We start from the raw sequence: 19,271 nt of genomic DNA, 5'->3' as shown, positions 1-19,271 counted from the left end.
CTGCATAACTTCGCGTTATTACTAAACTATTGTCAGACGCAGGCCATGTGAGGATAAACAGATGAAAAAATGGGCAGTTTTAATTTCCGCCGTAGGATTGGCTTTTGCAGTTTCCGGATGCAGCAGTGATTATGTGATGGCGACAAAAGACGGTCGTATGATCCTGACCGACGGTAAACCGGAAATTGATGACGATACCGGTCTGGTGAGCTATCACGATCAGCAAGGCAACGCGATGCAAATTAACCGTGACGATGTGTCTCAAATTATTGAACGTTGATGGTTGAGGTCAGCAATGCTGCTGGCCTTAACAATTTTTGCTTCCCTTTTTCCCTTCCCTCAGCCATTTTTATAATCCTTATGTCGTGATTATAAAAAGGAAACGGCTATGCAATATCACCGTATACCCCACAGCTCGCTGGAAGTCAGTACACTGGGGCTGGGCACAATGACGTTTGGTGAACAAAATAGCGAAGCCGACGCACATGCACAGCTCGACTATGCCGTTGCACAAGGCATAAATTTAATCGACGTTGCCGAGATGTATCCGGTACCGCCTCGCCCTGAAACTCAGGGGCTCACAGAAACTTACGTCGGCAACTGGCTCGCCAAACATGGTAGCCGTGAAAAACTGATCGTGGCCTCGAAGGTCAGCGGTCCGTCACGTAACAATGACAGCGGTATTCGCCCCGATCAGGCGCTGGATCGTAAAAACATTCGCCAGGCGCTGAATGACAGCCTTAAACGCCTGCAAACCGATTATCTGGATCTGTATCAGGTACACTGGCCTCAGCGCCCTACCAATTGTTTTGGCAAACTTGGCTACAACTGGACGGATTCCACACCGGTAATTACTCTGCTGGAAACACTGGAAGCTCTGACTGAATTTCAGCGTGCGGGGAAAATTCGCTATATCGGCGTTTCCAACGAAACCGCATTCGGCGTGATGCGCTATCTGCACCTTGCTGACAAACACGACCTGCCACGCATCGTCACCATCCAGAACCCATACAGCCTGCTGAACCGCAGCTTCGAGGTTGGGCTCGCGGAAGTCAGCCAATATGAAGGGGTTGAACTGCTGGCCTACTCTTGCCTGGGTTTTGGTACCTTAAGCGGTAAATATCTGAACGGCGCTAAACCTGCCGGAGCACGTAATACACTGTTTAGCCGTTTCACGCGCTACAGCGGTGAACAGACGCAAAAGGCTGTCGCCGCTTATGTAGATATCGCGAAACGTCATAATCTGGATCCAGCCCAGATGGCGCTGGCGTTTGTTCGTCGCCAGCCGTTTGTCGCCAGCACTCTGCTGGGAGCCACGACGATGGAACAGTTAAAAACCAATGTCGAAAGCCTGCATCTGGAATTAAGCGAAGAGGTACTGGCGGAGATTGAAGCGGTGCATCAGGTTTATACCTACCCGGCACCGTGATTATGCGCATTGTGTGCCGGGTAAAGCCAAACCGCTACCCGACACACAAATTAATGACGGCGTTGCCAGACCCACAGCGCCGTAATCGCCAGCGCAAATAAGCCGCCAAACCCGATGCCAATCGCGACCGCCGGAAGCCCCACCAGAACCGCTAACGAGTAGATGCCGAGCATTAGCAGCATAGCGCTGTTTTCGCCCAGGTTTTGCACCGCAATAGCATTACCCGCACCAACGCTTTTTTTGCCCCGCTCCTGCAGCAACGCATTCAGAGGCACAACAAAAAAGCCGCCCAGTACACCGATAAGCATCAGCAACGCATAGGATGGAAGCAGCGCATGTTGCAGAGACAAAAACAGCACCCCCACGCCAATCAGGATCCCCGCCGGCATGCAGCGAGACACCGTTTCCAGCGTTACCAGCTTAGCTGCCGCTCCGGCACCAACCACAATCCCGATAGCCACCATAGCATTGAGATAGGTTGGCGTGGCGTTATCAGTGATGCCCAGAGCCACCGGTACCCATAACACCAGCAGAAAACGCAACGTCACACCTGCGCCCCAAAAAAGGCTAGTACCTACTAACGAAAAACGTGTTTCACCGTCACGCCATAACGAAGACGCTGCGCAGAAAAAACTACGCGTCATTTTCCCCAGATGCCACGATTGCCCGGGACGAGCAGCGGCCAGTTTTGGAATATACAGGTTAGCCAGGACGGCTCCGGCGTATGCCAGCGCGCAAACAGAGAGTGCGGCAATGACATGCCAGTCTGCCAGAACGCCGCCAGCGACAGATCCCAGCAAAATAGCTGCGATGGTTGAAGCTTCCATCAGTCCGTTGGCTTTCACCAGTTTGTCGCCAGTGGTCAGCTCGCCGAGAATGCCATATTTGGCCGGTGAATAAGCCGCAGCGCCAATACCCACCAGCGTATACCCCAGAAAAGGGTTAAAACCGAAGCAAATACTCGCCGCACCCAATAGCTTGAGGCCGTTGGCGAACATCATCACTCTGCCCTTGGCAAAGCTATCCGCCACCTGTCCGACAAAAGGCGCAAAAAGAATGTAAGCGCCCACAAACACCATTTGCAGGATCGGTTGGCTCCAGTCCGGGTAGAATTGCGCCTTCAGCAACGCCAGCGTGGCGAACAGCAACGCATTATCGCCAAACGCCGACAGAAACTGCGCGGCGATAACGGACAACATCCCTTTAGACCAGATTGAAGTGTTAGTGTGTACTGACTCAGGCATGTTGTTCTTCCGGTTCATCAACCCAGCTTTTTAGCGTGACAAAATCAGGCTTACCGCTGCCAAGTAGAGGGAGTTGTTTCAGGTGGCGGATATCACGTGGCACGGCAAGTTCCGGAACGCCATGGGCGCGCGCATACTGCAGCAATTTATCTCGCGTCAGCTCTCCATCCGTGGTGAACAGCACCAGCGCCTCGCCTTTACTGGCATCACTCTTGATAGCCGTAGCATGCATTTTGTCGGCGGATACCGCCAACGCCAGTTGCTCAACCATTTCAAGTGAGACCATCTCGCCGGCAATTTTGGCAAAACGTTTAGCACGCCCCTGAATTTGCACGAAGCCGTTCTCATCAAAGCGCACGATATCACCGGTGTCATACCAGCCGCGTTCAAGCTCGCCTTGCGCATTCTCTGCCGTCGGCACTTCCAGTACACCGGGTTTTTCGACGCGCAAATAGCCGTTCATAATATTAGGGCCTTTCAGCTGTAAACGCCCACCCTCCTCAATCCCGGGAACCGCCAGCAGTCGGGCATCCATCCCCGGTAGAATACGCCCTACCGTGCCCGATTTTGCCGCCATCGGCACGTTAATCGAGACGACTGGCGCACATTCCGTCACCCCATAGCCTTCGAGGACACGCAGACCAAACTTCTCCTGCCACAACTGCCTGGTACTGTCTTGCAGCTTTTCTGCTCCCGCCACAACATAGCGCAGGCGGTGGAAATCATAAGGATGTGCGAAGCGTGCGTAGTTACCGAGGAACGTTGAGGTACCAAACAACACAGTGCAGTTCCGGTCGTATACCAGTTCTGGCACGATGCGATAATGCAGAGGACTGGGATAAAGAAACACTTCAGCACCAGTCAGTAACGGTGTGAACAGCCCCACAGTCAGACCAAAAGAGTGAAACAACGGTAGCGCTGACATAAAGCGATCGTCAGCGGTAAAATCGGCAATAGTTTTAATTTGCTCGACGTTAGCCAGGATACTTTTGTGGCTGTGCACTACGCCTTTCGGGTGACCCTCAGAGCCAGAGGTAAAGAGGATCACTGCAGCCTCTTCAGGTTGCTGCTTGACCTGCGCCAGATGCGGCATCAGCAAATGAGAAAAAATCCACAGCTTGTCACCCAGGGTAACATCGGCTTTTAAATCTTCCAGATAAACCCAGCGTACCTGAGTAATCTGCTCCGGCAGATGCCAGAGTTTGCCTTTATCGAGAAACTGTCGGGAGGTAAAAATGGTTTTGATTTCAGAAGCGGTAATTGCGCTGGTTAACCCTTTTACGCCCGCCGTGTAGTTCATCATTGCCGGGATGCGTCGGCGAGCCATAGCGCCAAAGATAACGGCTGCGCTGATACCCGCGTTTGGCAGCATCAGGCCGATTTTCTCGCCTTCCGCGCTGTACTTTTCCAGAATGCGGGCAACAAACAGCGTTTTAGTCAGCAGTTTGCGATAGCTATCCGGAGTAAAGTTAACGTCTTCAATGCAGTTTTTACCTGCGCCAAAGCGGTATTTCGCCGCCAGAAGGGATTCATACAACGTTTCGCGAGGGCGCACCGCCATGCGCGCTTCCATCATAATCTGATGCAACATTTCACCGGCAATCTTGCGACGGTCGCGCGCGCGCGGCGCTTCAGGCATTGGCAGTGCCGTTGGCGGCAAAATGTGTAGCCGGATACGTGGGAAGAATCGCTGCTTAACCAGACCCTTCAGCCGGCTGAAGTGACTAAGTTCTGCCCCTTCAATGCGCACAGGTACCACCGTCGCCCCTGATTTTGCCGCGACAAAACCGGCACCGTCATAGATTTTCATCAATGATCCGGTCGTTGAAATACGGCCTTCCGGGAAGATAACCACCGGGCGTCCCTGCTCAACCAGGCGAACCAGATGTTTAATCGACATCGGTTTAGTTGGGTCCAACGGAACGAAATCAATCAATGGGGTTAACCAGCGCATATACCATTGCTGGCTGATAGAAGTATAAACGGCAAAGACAGGGCGAATGGGCAGGAACAGCGCCAGAAGAATACCATCTATAAATGAGACATGATTGGGAGTGATTAGGATGCGTTCTCCCTGTAGCGTACTAACATCGCCCATGACGCGAACACGAAAAAGTACGCGAAACAGAATACGAAATAACCCAAATAGCATCTCAACTCCCTGTACCATCAATTATCTAAAGATGAATGGTGGCAGATTATACGAGTTGGGGATTGCGTGCGACAGGTAAATAGAAGACGAAAAAAAACCTGCGCATCCGCGCAGGTTGGTGCAAGAGACAGGTACGAAGTGCGTACCGAATAATCTCACCAATCAATACCTCTGGGATCTTGATTGTGGTCGTCACCCGACTGATTCGCCAGTACGAAAACGCAAAGGAATGAACGTAAATGCAACCAGTTGTGTAAATTATCGGTTACTGTTACAGATACGCCTGAGATAAAAAAAAACCTGCGCATCTGCGCAGGTTGGTGTAAATCTTGTGATCAACCCGAAAGTTGATTTCACCTATCAATACCTCTGGGATCTCAACTTTAGCAATGTGGCCAGTTCCCTCACCAGCGAACAATCGCAACAGCCCATCGCAAAGTGTAAGCAAAGGTTTTCATTTTCCCCTTTCTGTCTTACTTCGCTCGTGCGCGCTCACATTTGCGACGTTCTGGCGGGCAATCTGCTTGAACAGCCAGCCATTTTCCGTAACACTGGCGGAATGTAAGCGTTTACCCACAACAGGTACTATCATGGCGACCATAAAGGACGTAGCCCGACTAGCTGGTGTATCAGTCGCCACCGTTTCTCGAGTGATCAATGATTCCCCTAAAGCCAGTGAAGCCTCGCGCCTGGCTGTAATGAGTGCCATGGAATCACTCAGCTACCACCCCAACGCCAATGCGCGTGCGCTGGCACAACAATCCACTGAAACCATCGGACTGGTGGTAGGTGATGTGTCAGACCCTTTCTTTGGGGCAATGGTAAAAGCTGTCGAGCAGGTGGCCTATAACACCGGAAACTTTTTACTGATTGGCAACGGCTATCATAACGAACATAAGGAGCGTCAGGCGATTGAGCAGCTTATTCGTCACCGTTGCGCCGCTCTCGTTGTACACGCGAAAATCATTCCGGATGCTGAACTTGCGTCGTTAATGCAGCAGATCCCCGGCATGGTGCTCATCAACCGAATCCTGCCCGGCTTCGAGCAACGCTGCGTTGCCCTGGATGACCGTTACGGGGCATGGCTTGCCACCCGGCACCTTATCCAGCAAGGCCATACACGCATCGGTTATCTGTGCTCCAATCACACCATTTCGGATGCAGAAGATCGTCTGAAAGGCTATTACGATGCATTGGCAGAAAGCAATATACCGGTGAACGAACGGCTGGTGACCTTTGGTGAACCGGATGAAAGCGGCGGGGAACAGGCCATGACCGAGCTGCTTGGTCGTGGAAAAAGCTTCACTGCGGTAGCCTGTTATAACGACTCAATGGCAGCCGGTGCCATGGGCGTATTAAATGATAATGGTATTGATGTACCGGGCGAAATATCACTGATTGGCTTTGATGATGTGCTGGTTTCACGCTACGTGCGCCCACGGCTGACAACGGTACGTTATCCTATCGTAACGATGGCAACGCAGGCCGCTGAACTGGCGCTGGCGCTGGCGGAAAAACGCCCGGTGCCCGAAATTACCAATGTATTTAACCCAACTCTGGTACGCCGACATTCCGTTTCAACGCTGACAGAGCCAGGGAATTCATCGTCAAACGATTAAACAGGATTGCGTCATAGTTCCAGCGCTAAGAGTTCGTTAATGGTCTGGCGACGGCGAATCAGCCGCGCCACTCCGTTATCAAACAGCACTTCCGGCAGTAGCGGGCGGCTATTATAGTTCGACGACATCGACGCACCGTACGCCCCGGTATCATGCAGTACCAGATAATCACCCGGTGCCACCGCAGGCAGCAGACGGGTCTCAACTTTACCGCCCTCCTGCTGGGTAAACACGTCGCCGGACTCGCACAGCGGACCCGCAACAACGGTTTCTCGTTGAGGCTCCAGCTCCAGCGAACGACCATCCCCCGCCAGCGCGGAGATATGATGATAACTGCCATACATCGCCGGGCGCATCAGATCGTTAAAACCTGCATCGATCAACACGAAGTGGCGGCTCCCCATCTCTTTTACGCTGCGCACCTGCGCTACCAGTACGCCCGCTTCCGCGACCAGGAAACGTCCCGGCTCAATCTCCAGCTTCACCGGATGCCCAAGATGTCTGGCGATCTGCTCACGCGCGGCGTTCCACAAACCGAAATAGTGATCGGTATTGATCGCCTCTTCTCCTTCGCGGTACGGGATCGACAAACCACCGCCTGCAGAGATCGCCTCGAGATCCTGGCCAAACTCCATCACCTGGCGCACCATCGCGCCACATACCTGCTCCAGGTGTCCGTAGTCCACGCCAGAGCCGATATGCATATGAATACCGACCAGATTCAGTTTATAACGCTGAATGACGTCCAGCGCTGCTGGCAGATCGCTGTACCAGATTCCGTGCTTGCTGTTTTCTCCACCAGTATTGGTTTTCTGACTGTGCCCGTGACCAAATCCAGGATTGACGCGCAGCCATACGCGGTGACCCGGCGATACCTGACCAAGCTGTTCCAGCATATCCACTGACCCGGCATTAACCGGAATTTGTAACTCATGCACCCGTGCCAGCGTCGCTTCATCAATCATATCGGCAGTAAAAACGATCTCATCTTTACCCGCGACATAGCCTGCAGCCAGCGCACGTTCAATCTCACCTAACGATACCGAGTCCACCTTCACGCCCTGCTCGCGCATCAGACGCAGAATATGAATGTTCGAACATGCCTTCTGGGCAAAGCGCACCACGTCGAACTGATTCAGTTTAGCGATCTGCGCACGGATAATCTGCGCATCGTAGACCCATACCGGGCAGCCAAATTCGGCAGGCAGACGCAGCAGGTTGTCGGCGGTCAGGTCAGTATCGGTGTTATTAAGCGAGCGTGGCATAGCGGACTCCGGTATTCATTTTTTTATGATTACGCCACAAGCTAAAGAGAATAAAAAATATCGTTTTATCGCGAGTCTATGCAAAAATGATATGTACTACCCGATTCGAGGAACGCCCATGCCTGCCGTTAACCTGCGACACATTGAAATCTTTCACGCCATCATGACAGCGGGCAACCTGACGGAAGCCGCACGGATGCTACACACTTCGCAACCCACAGTCAGTCGGGAACTGGCGCGATTTGAGAAAGTATTGGGGTTAACGCTGTTTGAACGTACTCGTGGTCGACTGCAGCCAACGGTACAGGGCCTACGGTTATTTGAGGAGGTACAACGCTCCTGGTATGGTCTGGATCGCATTGTTAATGCCGCAGAAAGCCTGCGAGAATTCCGCCAGGGCGAGCTGTCAATTGTTTGCCTGCCGGTGTTTTCACAATCGTTTTTACCTACCCTACTGCAACCGTTTCTGGCCCGCTATCCGGACGTGAGTCTGAACATCGTTCCGCAAGAGTCACCGCTGCTTGAGGAGTGGCTTTCAGCCCAGCGCCACGATCTGGGATTGACGGAGACCTTGCACACGCCCGCAGGCACTGAACGTACTGCACTGCTGACGCTTAACGAAGTGTGTGTCCTACCTTCAGGACACCCGCTAAGTGCGAAAGCCATACTAACGCCAGAAGACTTTCAGGGTGAAAATTACATCAGCCTGTCACGCACAGACAGTTACCGTCAGTTGCTGGATGCTCTGTTTAATGACCATCAGGTTAAACGTCGAATGGTCCTGGAAACGCACAGCGCCGCGTCCGTTTGCGCGATGGTTCGTGCCGGCGCAGGGATCTCGGTCGTAAACCCACTCACTGCATTGGATTATGCCGCCAGCGGCGTTGTCGTTCGACGTTTCAGTATCGACGTACCGTTTACCGTTAGCCTGATTCGCCCGTTACACCGACCGGCATCCGCACTGGTCGATGCATTTACGGCACATTTGCAAGCCCATCTTCCTGCTCTGATCGATCCGCTGGATGCTATTTTGGATCCGCTTACGACAGCATAAACTCCACCGCATCAGCCGCGTGAATCGCAGCCGTATCAAACACCGGCAGCGGACTCATCTGCGCCGGAACCAGTAGGCCAATCTCGGTACAGCCAAAAATGACGCCTTGCGCGCCCTGACGAGCCAGGCCATCAATCACATTAAGGTAATAATCTCGCGAAGTGTCACTGAATTCACCCAGGCACAGCTCTTCGAAGATTATCTGGTTAATCTTCTGCCGGTCATCCTGTTCGGGGATCAACGTGTTAATACCAAACTCTTGCTGTAGGCGTCCACGATAAAACTCCTGCTCCATGGTGTAGCGCGTACCGAGTAGCGCCACGTTAGACATTTTCTGCTGGCTGATGGCCCTGCCCGTTGCATCAGCAATATGCAGGAACGGCACCTCGCAGGCCGTTTCAATCGCCCCGGCGACCTTATGCATCGTGTTGGTACACAGAACGATCCCTTGAGCCCCCGCCTGCTGAAGCCCCATGGCGGCCTGCGCCAGAATCTCACCAGCCTGCTGCCAGTCGCCACTTGACTGGCAAGCTTCAATCTCGTGGAAATCTACGCTATGCAGCAGGATCTGCGCCGAATGCAGGCCTCCCAGACGTTTCTTCACACCTTCATTAATGAGTCGATAATAAGGAATAGTGGATTCCCAGCTCATACCGCCTAACAGACCGATAGTTTTCATCTTTTTTTCCTTGTTCGTTGTTGTCGCTCCAGTGAACCAAAGATGTGATCAACTTTCCACATCTGTGAGCCTGCGTTTCCTTTTAATTATTTATGATATAAATTTAATGAAACATTGTTTCAACATAATACAGGACCGCCGGATGTTTATTTTTCATAAAGAAACCACCCTCGAAGATCTGGGCAACGGCGTTACCCGCCGCATCCTGGCTCACGACGGCAAAATGATGGCTGTTGAAGTGAATTTCGAGCAAGGCGCAATTGGTCCGATGCACAACCACCCGCACGAACAGCTCACTTATGTGTTATCCGGCGAGTTTGAATTTACCATTGGCGAAGAAAAGCATGTTGTCCGCGCAGGCGACACGCTGTACAAGCGACCCAATATTATGCATGGCTGCGTTTGTTTAAAACCAGGCACATTACTGGATACTTTCACCCCCGTACGCGAAGATTTCCTGAAAGCATAATTCCACCGTTCTCAGGTCACCCTTTTAGCTTCTTATCTGAAATGTAAGGGATAAAAGATAAAAAACCCTGCTGTTTGGCAGGGTTTTTGTTTGTCGATACAGGAAGAAGACCCGTTAACGTGCCAGCCAGCCGCCATCTACTGCAACGGTATAGCCGTTGATGTAGTCAGATGCACTGGACGCCAGGAATACAATTGGCCCTTTCAGATCGTCTGGTAATCCCCAACGTCCCGCCGGGATGCGATCGAGAATTTCTGCACTACGTTGCTCATCAGCACGCAGCTGTTGCGTGTTGTTGGTTGCCATATAGCCCGGAGCAATCGCATTAACGTTGATGTTGTGTTTTGCCCACTCGTTCGCCATCAGACGCGTTACGCCCATCACACCACTTTTTGATGCGGTATAAGACGGAACGCGGATGCCGCCCTGGAAAGAAAGCATAGAGGCGATGTTAATAATTTTGCCGCCCTTGCCCTGCGCGATGAAGTGCTTAGCCGCAGCCTGAGACATAAAGAACACGCTCTTAATGTTCAGATTCATCACGTCGTCCCAGTCTTTTTCGCTGAAATCGATCGCGTCGTCACGACGAATAAGACCTGCGTTATTGACCAGAATGTCGATATGACCGAATTCTGCAACTGCACGCTCCAGCAGCGCCGGGATACCGTCGATTTGACGCAGGTCTGCAGTCAGACTTAAAAAGCGGCGGCCCAGTGCGGTAACACGTTCGATAGTTTCAGTCGGCTCAACAATATTGATACCCACGATATCGCAACCCGCTTCAGCCAGGCCCAGCGCCATACCCTGCCCCAGACCAGTGTCACAACCTGTCACAACGGCGACTTTACCTTCAAGAGAGAATGCATTCAAAATCATTATTAATCCTTACTTTTTATAATGCCTGTCACAGACAGGCAGGGTTGCCGCCCGCAACTAGCGCAGATCTTTTACTGCAACGTGGTCCATATCATCGAAGACCTGGTTTTCACCGACCATGCCCCAAATGAACGTATAAGCTTTTGTACCGACGCCAGAGTGAATAGACCAGCTTGGAGAAATTACAGCCTGCTCGTTATGCATCACAATGTGACGCGTTTCCTGAGGCTGCCCCATCATATGGAAAACGCAGGTGTCTTCTTCCATGTTGAAATAGAAATAAACTTCCATGCGGCGTTCATGGGTATGGCACGGCATGGTATTCCACAGATTACCAGGTGCCAGTTCCGTCAGACCCATGCTCAACTGGCAGGTTTCCAGTACGTCTGGTACGAAATATTTATTGATGGTACGACGGTTACTGGTGAGATCATCACCCAGAGTCACTGGAGCAACATCGGCTGGGGTCACTTTTTTGGTTGGATAGGTTGTATGTGCCGGTGCGCAGTTATAGTAGAACTTGGCTGGTTTTGTCGCATCGATGCTTGCAAACACAACTTCTTTCGCCCCTTTTCCCACATACAACGCATCGCGGTGACCGATTTCATAGCACTGGCCGTCAACGGTAATTGTGCCCGGACCACCGATGTTGATCACACCGAGTTCGCGACGTTCCAGGAAGTAGGTTACGCCCAACTGTTTGCCCACTTCGCCACCCACGGAAACGGTTTTTGCCACTGGCATAATGCCGCCAACAATAATGCGGTCGATGTGGCTGTAAACCATGGTGTATTCGTCAGCGACAAACACTTCTTCTACCAAAAACTCATTGCGCAGCGCCTGAGTGTCCAGGGTTTTAGCATGCGCACTATGGATGCTTTGTCTTACGTCCACATTTACCTCCAGTGATAAATTGACCGTGAATTCTTGAACGGATAACAAAACACCGTTCCGTTTTTAACTAATGGGTTAATGATATCCCTCCCGGAACACGTTTTCAATTACAACTAAAACGATGTTTCACTTTTTCTGCATCTTATTATCAAAAGTGTAGTTGCGATCACGTTAGGGTCTCAAAAATAGCGGAAAAAATGATAGCAAAGGCATATAAAAACCATATAAAACAATAAAATAGATTATTAATTAAATAGTGATTCAGCAGTGGTTGAGATAATGCACTGAAAATACAGAGTTAACCAGGACGGCTACCGAAGAAGGAGATATTGCAGGTTAGAAAGACGACGGTAGCGTACGCGCCAAGTCAAAGCCCATGCGGAAGGTAAAACTATACCCAAAATAATTCGGGTGGCCTGTAGGTGGCAACAGAGCGAAGCCCCGGGAGCTTACACAAGTAAGTGACTAGGGCCAGGAGCCGTTTTGAACACTGCGGAGCGGCGGTCCGTAAGGGCGAGACTCATGGTAAGCCAAGTAACGCACAGCTAACACCCAGGCAACTTGAAGTATGACGGGAATACAAGCATGAATTCTTGTGTGCTTGTATTAAAGATATCACTCACCGACGCTGTCACATTTGCATGGGACAGCGCAGCAGAAGAGCGTGTTTGAAAGGGGAGTATAAAGCGCTTCAGTCTCGTTCAATGGCGAGCGCGACGCCCTGGCCGCCACCGATACACAGCGTAGCCAGGCCTTTTCGCGCCTGACGTTTGACCATCTCATGTACCAACGACACCAGAATACGACAGCCGGATGCGCCAATAGGATGGCCAAGCGCGATGGCTCCACCATTGACATTGACCCGCCTCTCATCCCATTCCAGCACTTTTCCCACCGATAACGCCTGGGCAGCAAATGCTTCGTTAGCTTCGATAAGATCAACATCAGCCAGCTGCCAGCCGACTCGTTCAAGACAGCGACGGGTAGCATACACTGGCGCAATCCCCATTAGCGCAGGATCGACCCCGACGCTGGCAAAGGCTCGAATACGCGCCAGTATGGGCAAATTCAGCTCCTGCGCCTTGGCTTCGCTCATCATCATCACGGCTGCGGCGCCATCATTTATCGACGACGCATTGCCCGCCGTGACAGAGCCTGAACGATCAAATGTCGGATCCAGTCGAGCCAGCCCTTCAGCACTGGCATCCGTTCTCGGCTGTTCATCGGTATCAACAACGATCGATTGTCCGTTACGTTGGGTCACGACCGGCACAATCTCATCTTTAAAACGCCCGGCGTCGATCGCCATACGCGCTTTATGCTGAGAGCGAAGCGCGTAGTCATCCTGCAATTCGCGGCTAATTCCGTATTCCCGCGCCAGGTTTTCGGCGGTGACGCCCATATGGTAATCGTTGAAAGCGTCCCACAAACCGTCATGAACCAGGCTGTCCACCAGTTGGCTATTGCCCAGTTGCGCGCCAGTGCGGCTGTCGGTGAGAACATGCGGTGCGCGGCTCATATTCTCTTGTCCACCAGCAATCACAATATCGGCTTCACCACACTGGATAGCCTGCGTTGCCAGATGCAGCGCTTTGAGGCCCGAACCACAAACATCGTTAATAGTGATAGCAGAAACGGTATTGGGTAATCCCCCATTGATAGCAGACTGGCGCGCGGGATTCTGCCCGGCTCCTGCGGTGAGCACCTGCCCGAGGATCACTTCGTCAACAGCATGGACATCCACGCCTGTGCGTTCCAGTAACGCCCTGACCACCATGCTGCCTAGCTCAACGGCAGAGTGACGCGCCAGCGTCCCCTGGAAGCAGCCAATGGGTGTCCTTAACGCCCCCACTATCACAACCTCTTTCATCACCACCTCAGCGCAAAATAACATCGCAATAGTAGATGATTGTTAAAGATAGTTATCACAGTTGTTTAAAAATGGTGATTTTTATCACAAAGGAATTTCGTATCATTTATTGGTCATCTGAACGCCACTCTGCTGTAAATGGTCGCGTAACCAGCTTCCCGCCACGCCAGGAGGCGATTTCTTATTCCACAGCAGGTCGATAGAGATAGCCTTTGGCCAGCCGGGCATCTTCAACTGTACCAGCGGTTTTTGTGCCGCAAATTCTTCCACCAGCGCGCAAGGTAGCGCGCACCAGCCAAACCCCTGAACCGCCATACTCAGCAATAACAGATAGTTAGGAGCAGACCATACGGGACCACGCGCCACGTTAGTGCCGCTTTCCAGATAGGTATTCAACCGCAGTTCGCGCCAGGTGTGGAGCTGCTCCCATTGCAGGTTGTTTTGCGTAGCCAGCGGATGCGAGGCCGCCACATATAACCCCATCCAGGTTTGCATTGGCAGACGAGTGACGCCCATATCCGTTGGATAGTCCTCGCGCGCCTCAATAAGCCCAACCTGAGCACGTCCCTTTTGCAGCAGATCGATCACATCTTCATCTTCGCCAATCAGACATTCAAACTCGGTATGGGGAAACAGGCGGTCAAACTGCACCATCAATTCTTCCAGCACATCCGGATGCAGCGTGTCAGAAAGCACAAACGTCAAACGCGCTTCCGTTGCGCCTGAAAGTGAAATAGCAGCTTCATCCAGACGATCGCTCGCTGACAAAATCGCCTGAACGTAGCCAAGTACCCGTTTACCTTGTTCAGTGAGCGTCGGCTGGCGCGAGGAACGATCAAATAGCGCAAAACCGAGATCGGCTTCCAGATGCGCAATCGCCGTACTGATAGTGGACTGACTTTTACGCAGCCGCCGCGCTGCCGCAGAAAATGAACCGCAGGAAACGGTCTCAACAAATGCTGTTAATGCTTCGGGAGAGTAACGCATAACCTATCTACTTTATCGATGGATTCTATCTTTTAGATATCACATAAAACGATAAAATTTCCACCATTCCGTTATCCGGGCATCAAAGAAGGTTTTACGTTATGCAACACGATACAGTCCAACGCCGTTCGTTACTGGAACGTATTTTTCACGCCGTCTGTTTTGAGGGCATTGCCACCGCTATTCTCGCACCAACCACCGCATGGTTGATGCAACGTTCGGTGCTGGAAATGGGCGGATTGACCGTACTCCTGGCTACCACAGCGATGATCTGGAATATCATTTATAACGCCCTGTTTGATCGCTTGTGGCCGTCACACCTGGTGAAACGTACGGCGAAAGTACGGGCATTTCACGCCTTAGGTTTCGAAAGTGGTTTTATCGTTATCGGGGTAACCATCGTGTCGTATGTGCTGAGCGTCAGTCTGCTGCAGGCATTCACGCTAGAAATAGGTTTCTTCCTGTTCTTCCTGCCGTACACCATGTTTTATAACTGGGCATACGACACGGTGCGTGAACGCGTGATGAAGCGCCGTCAACAGCGCGTTACTGCCTGATAATTCAACGAATAGTCGGAATTATCCCGATTCCGGCTATTCATCCATTCACCAGCCCACTTGTTCACACCTCCCCCAGCACCTCTCATTTGTGGTAAATTGCGCTTCTTTTTGTTTATTTTATAGTTGATACGTTCAAATAATGTCGAAAATTTGGTCAAAAGAAGAGACTCTCTGGAGCTTCGCGTTATATGGGACTGCCGTCGGCGCAGGAACCCTATTTCTCCCCATACAACTGGGTTCTGCTGGGGCGGTCGTATTGTTTATCACCGCACTTGTTGCCTGGCCTTTAACTTACTGGCCACACAAGGCTCTGTGCCAGTTTATCCTGTCATCGAAAACGTCAGCTGGTGAAGGGATCACCGGTGCGGTAACGCACTACTACGGCAAAAAGATTGGTAGCTTAATCACCACTCTCTATTTTGTTGCCTTCTTTGTGGTCGTGCTGATCTACGCCGTGGCAATCACCAACTCCCTCACAGAACAGCTGGCAAAACATATCACCGTGGATCTACGCATCCGCATGCTCGTCAGCCTTGGCGTGGTGCTGGTACTGAATCTCATCTTTCTGATGGGGCGACAAGCCACTATTCGGGTGATGGGATTTCTGGTGTTCCCACTCATCGCTTACTTTTTGTTCCTTTCGCTCTATCTGACCGGAAGCTGGCAGCCTACGTTACTCACCGGCCAGATGTCTTTCGATCAACACACGCTTCATCAGGTATGGATATCAATCCCCGTGATGGTTTTTGCTTTTAGCCATACGCCAATCATCTCCACGTTTGCCATCGACAGACGCGAGAAATACGGCGAGCAGGCCATGGGTAAATGCAAAAAAATCATGAAAGTAGCCTACGTAATCATCTGTCTGAGCGTGCTGTTTTTCGTCTTCAGCTGCTTACTTTCTATTCCAGTAAATTATATTGAAGACGCAAGAAATGAAGGCGTGACGATTTTGTCAGCGCTCTCAATGATGCCGAACGCCCCTGCATGGCTGTCGATTTCAGGGATTATCGTAGCCATTGTGGCGATGTCAAAATCGTTTCTGGGTACGTACTTTGGCGTGATTGAAGGAGCAACCGAAGTCGTAAAAACGTCGTTGCATCAAGTGGGAGTGAAGAAAAGCCGGGCCTTTAACCGCGCCCTGTCGATTATGCTGGTCTCGACGATCACGTTTATCATTTGCTGCATTAACCCGAATGCCATCTCAATGATTTACGCAATTAGCGGGCCGCTCATCGCCATGATTCTTTTCATCATGCCGACGCTGTCGACCTATTTGATCCCGGCTCTGAAGCCGTACCGTTCAGTGGGCAATTTGATTACCCTGATTGTGGGTCTGCTGTGTGTTTCGGTGATGTTTTTCGGCTAAAAATGTTATGCAACGGCTCATTCATCAGTGGGTGAATGAGCCGCATATCGCCTTACTTGATGTAGGAATCCAGTACCTTCAGCACCACATCCAAATCTTCTTCGCGTTTTATTTCATCGCCCTGATGCACAATATGCTCAGTCAGGTGACCTTTAATCACTTCTCGCATTAACCCGTTTACCGCCCCGCGGATCGCCGCAATCTGTTGTAACACCGCCGCGCATTCATGCGGTTCATCAAGCATGGTTTTCAGCGCCGCCACCTGCCCCTGAATCTTACTGGCACGGGCCTTGAGCTTTTGTTTGTCGCGGATCGTATGTGACATCGTCCTGTCCCCGTTGCATAAATCACGGCTCACTATACCGCGCCGATCTACTGGGGGGTAGTATTCTGTACTGGGGGGGAGTAGAATCTGGCGAAACAAAACAACTAAGAATCATTCTCATGGGTGAGTTTTCTACGCTTCTTCAGCAAGGTAATGCCTGGTTCTTTATTCCCAGCGCGATTTTATTAGGCGTGTTACACGGTCTGGAACCGGGACATTCCAAGACGATGATGGCGGCATTTATTATCGCCATTAAAGGAACCATCAAACAGGCGGTGATGCTGGGGCTGGCGGCCACGCTGTCGCATACCGCTGTGGTGTGGTTGATTGCGCTCGGCGGGATGTATATCAGCAAAGCGTTTACCGCCCAGGCCGTCGAACCCTGGCTGCAGTTTGTCTCTGCCATCATCATTCTGGGCACAGCATTGTGGATGTTCTGGCGGACATGGCAAGGCGAACAGAACTGGCTGACCCAGACGCATCACGAGCACGACCATGATCACGAACATCACCACCATGAGCACCATGAGCACCATGAGCATCATGAGCACCATGAGCACCATGAGCACCATAACCATGATGACGATCACCACCATCATCACGACCACGATCATGACCATGCCGCGCTGGCAGGACTCACCGAAGGTTCGAAAGAGTATCAGGACGCTCACGAACGGGCACATGCCACCGACATCCAGCGTCGCTTTCAGGGTAAAGAGGTCACTAACGGGCAAATTTTACTTTTTGGCCTGACCGGGGGGCTGATCCCGTGCCCAGCCGCGATTACGGTCTTGCTGATCTGCATCCAGCTCAAAGCCTTCACGCTGGGAGCAACAATGGTGCTGTGCTTTAGCCTCGGGCTGGCGCTGACGCTGGTGACGGTAGGTGTCGGTGCGGCAATCAGCGTGCAGCAGGCGGCAAAACGCTGGAGCGGATTTAACACACTGGCACGTAAAGCCCCCTATTTTTCCAGCGCACTCATCGGCATGGTCGGATTGTATATGGGGATCCACGGCTATATGGGCATCATGGGTTAGGAACGAAAAAGAGAGGAAACGCGCAGCAACCTGTGCCACTGCGCGTGGAATGACGCTAGCTGGCGACATTTCCCCACACCAGTTGCCCTTTATGGAAGGTCGCTGTACGTGGAGAGATCCTTGCAACCGCTTCTGCTGAGCAGGAGGCATCAACCAGCACAAAACTGGCCTCATCCTGCGCTTTTGGCCAGACGCGCTCACCTTTATCATTCAACGGCAGCACATCGCCGGTGGCGAGGAACAGCGCCCGTGACAGATTCAGCTCATTAGGACGAATATAGAGCTGCGCGTATAGATTCGCCTTCTCCAGCATGTCCCCCAGCCCATACGGTGACCAGTGGTCGATCACGCTGTCGGTACCGGTAATCACCACCACACCTTTGTCACGCAGTTGTTTCAACGGCATGTGCATCGTGCCAATCGGCACCGTCGAGGCAATAGTAATTTGCTGAGCCACCATGCGGGTCGCCAGTTCATCCACCTGCTGCTCATTAAGCGTAGACAATGCAAAAGCGTGGCTGATGGTCAGTTTACCCTTCAGCTGTGGCGTTTTCTCCACGGTCTCCACCATGTAATTCACCGCCGCAACGCCAGCCGGACTGGTTTCATGCAGATGGATATCCACGCCTTTATCGTAATCCAGCGCAATCTGGAACATGGTATCGAGGGATTTCTCCATCGCCCCATCCACGCTGGTCGGATCCAGCCCGCCAACGTAGTGTGCTCCCGCCTGCATCGCTTCACGCATCAGCGGTTCAGACTTTGATAACAGCAGACCATGCTGGGGAAACGCCACGATCTCACAGGCAAAACCGGGCTGACGACGCGCCAGCACCGCCTGTAAGTTTTCCAGATTTTTCAGTCCGGAAACCGGCTCAATATTGCAGTGGCTGCGCGCAATCGATGTACCTTTTGACTGCAGCAGGTCAATAAGCTTTTCCGCGCGCTCCTGGGTGTACGGTTGTAGCTCAGGCAGCAGCTTTTGCTCCAGGCGGATCATATCCTGAATGGTAGTGCCCGCAGGACGATTAAGTGAGCGCCACGGGCCACCATAAAAAGTTTTATCCAGATGGATGTGCATATCTCGCATGGCAGGAAGCATCAGCTTTCCGCCTGCATCGTAGTGTGGCAACGTCGCATCCGGATGCTGCTTATTCTCACGCAGCGCAACAATCTTTCCGTCCTGAATTTCGACAGTTTGTAGCGCGGTACGGGTATGAACCACCACGGCGTTTTCGTAATCAAATCCCGCTTCCAGCAGAACGTTATCCAGATAATAGTGTTTATCGTTAATCGTCATTGTGCTTTTCGCGCCACTGGTTGTCCCGACAGGATTAGCAGCATACGCGACCGGGGCCACCGCGCCAAACAACGCGGCAGCGGTCACCATTTTTCCGCTCTGGCTTAAAAACTCACGGCGGCTGTTACTTTCCTTCATTCGC

The 19,271-nt window shown here is 51.9% G+C and carries 18 protein-coding genes; 8 read left to right on the top strand and 10 right to left on the bottom strand.

Annotated elements, in window-relative coordinates; all coding sequences use genetic code 11:
* Window positions 1-61: 61 nt before the first annotated feature.
* Together ygdR and LG384_RS21945 are read left to right on the top strand one after the other, a co-directional pair.
* On the top strand, window positions 62-280 hold the full coding sequence (ygdR, locus tag LG384_RS21950) for a lipoprotein YgdR (protein WP_000758660.1): 219 nt from the start codon (window positions 62-64) through the stop codon (window positions 278-280).
* Between the two features lie 108 nt (window positions 281-388).
* Window positions 389-1,429, top strand: coding sequence for an NADP(H)-dependent aldo-keto reductase (locus LG384_RS21945; RefSeq protein WP_045447022.1), 1,041 nt, complete (start codon window positions 389-391; stop codon window positions 1,427-1,429).
* Between the two features lie 50 nt (window positions 1,430-1,479).
* Here the strand turns inward: LG384_RS21945 and lplT are convergent, their stop codons facing one another.
* The gene (gene lplT / locus LG384_RS21940) at window positions 1,480-2,673 is read right to left on the bottom strand and encodes a lysophospholipid transporter LplT (protein ID WP_045447032.1); all 1,194 of its coding nucleotides are present in this window, start codon (window positions 2,671-2,673) and stop codon (window positions 1,480-1,482) included.
* Complete coding sequence (aas, locus tag LG384_RS21935) at window positions 2,666-4,825, bottom strand: bifunctional acyl-ACP--phospholipid O-acyltransferase/long-chain-fatty-acid--ACP ligase (RefSeq protein ID WP_225761522.1); 2,160 nt, start codon at window positions 4,823-4,825, stop codon at window positions 2,666-2,668. The genes lplT and aas overlap by 8 nt, the downstream gene beginning before the upstream one ends.
* Before the next feature lie 590 nt (window positions 4,826-5,415).
* On the opposite strand from aas, the gene galR reads away from it, so the two are divergent.
* The gene (gene galR / locus LG384_RS21930) at window positions 5,416-6,444 is read left to right on the top strand and encodes an HTH-type transcriptional regulator GalR (RefSeq protein ID WP_045447037.1); all 1,029 of its coding nucleotides are present in this window, start codon (window positions 5,416-5,418) and stop codon (window positions 6,442-6,444) included.
* A gap of 11 nt (window positions 6,445-6,455) precedes the next feature.
* On the opposite strand, the gene lysA is transcribed toward galR, so the two are convergent.
* A complete protein-coding gene (gene lysA, locus LG384_RS21925) occupies window positions 6,456-7,709 on the bottom strand; it encodes a diaminopimelate decarboxylase (protein ID WP_045447040.1) in 1,254 nt (417 codons plus the stop codon).
* A gap of 118 nt (window positions 7,710-7,827) precedes the next feature.
* On the opposite strand from lysA, the gene LG384_RS21920 reads away from it, so the two are divergent.
* A complete protein-coding gene (locus tag LG384_RS21920) occupies window positions 7,828-8,763 on the top strand; it encodes a LysR family transcriptional regulator (RefSeq protein WP_045447042.1) in 936 nt (311 codons plus the stop codon).
* Here the strand turns inward: LG384_RS21920 and LG384_RS21915 are convergent.
* Window positions 8,750-9,442, bottom strand: coding sequence for an aspartate/glutamate racemase (locus LG384_RS21915; protein WP_045447045.1), 693 nt, complete (start codon window positions 9,440-9,442; stop codon window positions 8,750-8,752). The genes LG384_RS21920 and LG384_RS21915 overlap by 14 nt on opposite strands.
* 142 nt (window positions 9,443-9,584) lie before the next feature.
* Between LG384_RS21915 and LG384_RS21910 the strand changes: the two genes are divergently transcribed.
* Window positions 9,585-9,911 (top strand): cupin domain-containing protein, encoded by a 327-nt coding sequence (locus tag LG384_RS21910; RefSeq protein ID WP_045447048.1) that lies wholly within the window; start codon window positions 9,585-9,587, stop codon window positions 9,909-9,911.
* Between the two features lie 114 nt (window positions 9,912-10,025).
* Here the strand turns inward: LG384_RS21910 and kduD are convergent, their stop codons facing one another.
* From kduD to LG384_RS21890, 4 genes are all read right to left on the bottom strand, one after another.
* Window positions 10,026-10,787, bottom strand: coding sequence for a 2-dehydro-3-deoxy-D-gluconate 5-dehydrogenase KduD (gene kduD, locus LG384_RS21905; protein WP_045447052.1), 762 nt, complete (start codon window positions 10,785-10,787; stop codon window positions 10,026-10,028).
* A 57-nt stretch (window positions 10,788-10,844) separates the two neighbouring features.
* Window positions 10,845-11,681, bottom strand: a complete 837-nt coding sequence (gene kduI, locus LG384_RS21900) for a 5-dehydro-4-deoxy-D-glucuronate isomerase (protein ID WP_225761521.1) — start codon at window positions 11,679-11,681, stop codon at window positions 10,845-10,847.
* A gap of 691 nt (window positions 11,682-12,372) precedes the next feature.
* Window positions 12,373-13,551, bottom strand: a complete 1,179-nt coding sequence (locus LG384_RS21895) for an acetyl-CoA C-acetyltransferase (protein WP_045447057.1) — start codon at window positions 13,549-13,551, stop codon at window positions 12,373-12,375.
* Window positions 13,552-13,653: 102 nt separating this feature from the next.
* Window positions 13,654-14,538: a LysR family transcriptional regulator gene (locus LG384_RS21890; RefSeq protein WP_045447059.1), complete on the bottom strand. Its 885-nt coding sequence runs from the start codon at window positions 14,536-14,538 to the stop codon at window positions 13,654-13,656.
* A gap of 101 nt (window positions 14,539-14,639) precedes the next feature.
* Here LG384_RS21890 and LG384_RS21885 point away from each other — a divergent pair, with 101 nt between their 5' ends.
* A complete protein-coding gene (locus LG384_RS21885; RefSeq protein ID WP_045447061.1) occupies window positions 14,640-15,095 on the top strand; it encodes a multidrug/biocide efflux PACE transporter in 456 nt (151 codons plus the stop codon).
* Between the two features lie 142 nt (window positions 15,096-15,237).
* Window positions 15,238-16,467, top strand: a complete 1,230-nt coding sequence (locus tag LG384_RS21880) for an amino acid permease (protein WP_045447063.1) — start codon at window positions 15,238-15,240, stop codon at window positions 16,465-16,467.
* Window positions 16,468-16,519: 52 nt separating this feature from the next.
* Here the strand turns inward: LG384_RS21880 and rcnR are convergent, their stop codons facing one another.
* Window positions 16,520-16,792, bottom strand: a complete 273-nt coding sequence (gene rcnR / locus LG384_RS21875) for a Ni(II)/Co(II)-binding transcriptional repressor RcnR (protein ID WP_016154292.1) — start codon at window positions 16,790-16,792, stop codon at window positions 16,520-16,522.
* A 119-nt stretch (window positions 16,793-16,911) separates the two neighbouring features.
* Between rcnR and LG384_RS21870 the strand changes: the two genes are divergently transcribed.
* Window positions 16,912-17,829: a nickel/cobalt efflux protein RcnA gene (locus LG384_RS21870; protein WP_225761520.1), complete on the top strand. Its 918-nt coding sequence runs from the start codon at window positions 16,912-16,914 to the stop codon at window positions 17,827-17,829.
* A 55-nt stretch (window positions 17,830-17,884) separates the two neighbouring features.
* Here the strand turns inward: LG384_RS21870 and LG384_RS21865 are convergent, their stop codons facing one another.
* Window positions 17,885-19,267 (bottom strand): amidohydrolase family protein, encoded by a 1,383-nt coding sequence (locus LG384_RS21865; protein ID WP_045447070.1) that lies wholly within the window; start codon window positions 19,265-19,267, stop codon window positions 17,885-17,887.
* Window positions 19,268-19,271 lie beyond the last annotated feature (4 nt).

The sequence above is a fragment of the Citrobacter sp. Marseille-Q3906 genome (assembly GCF_916618775.1).
In the GTDB taxonomy this organism is placed as follows: Bacteria; Pseudomonadota; Gammaproteobacteria; order Enterobacterales; family Enterobacteriaceae; genus Citrobacter; species Citrobacter murliniae.
This window is presented reverse-complemented; position numbering and strand designations above follow the sequence as displayed.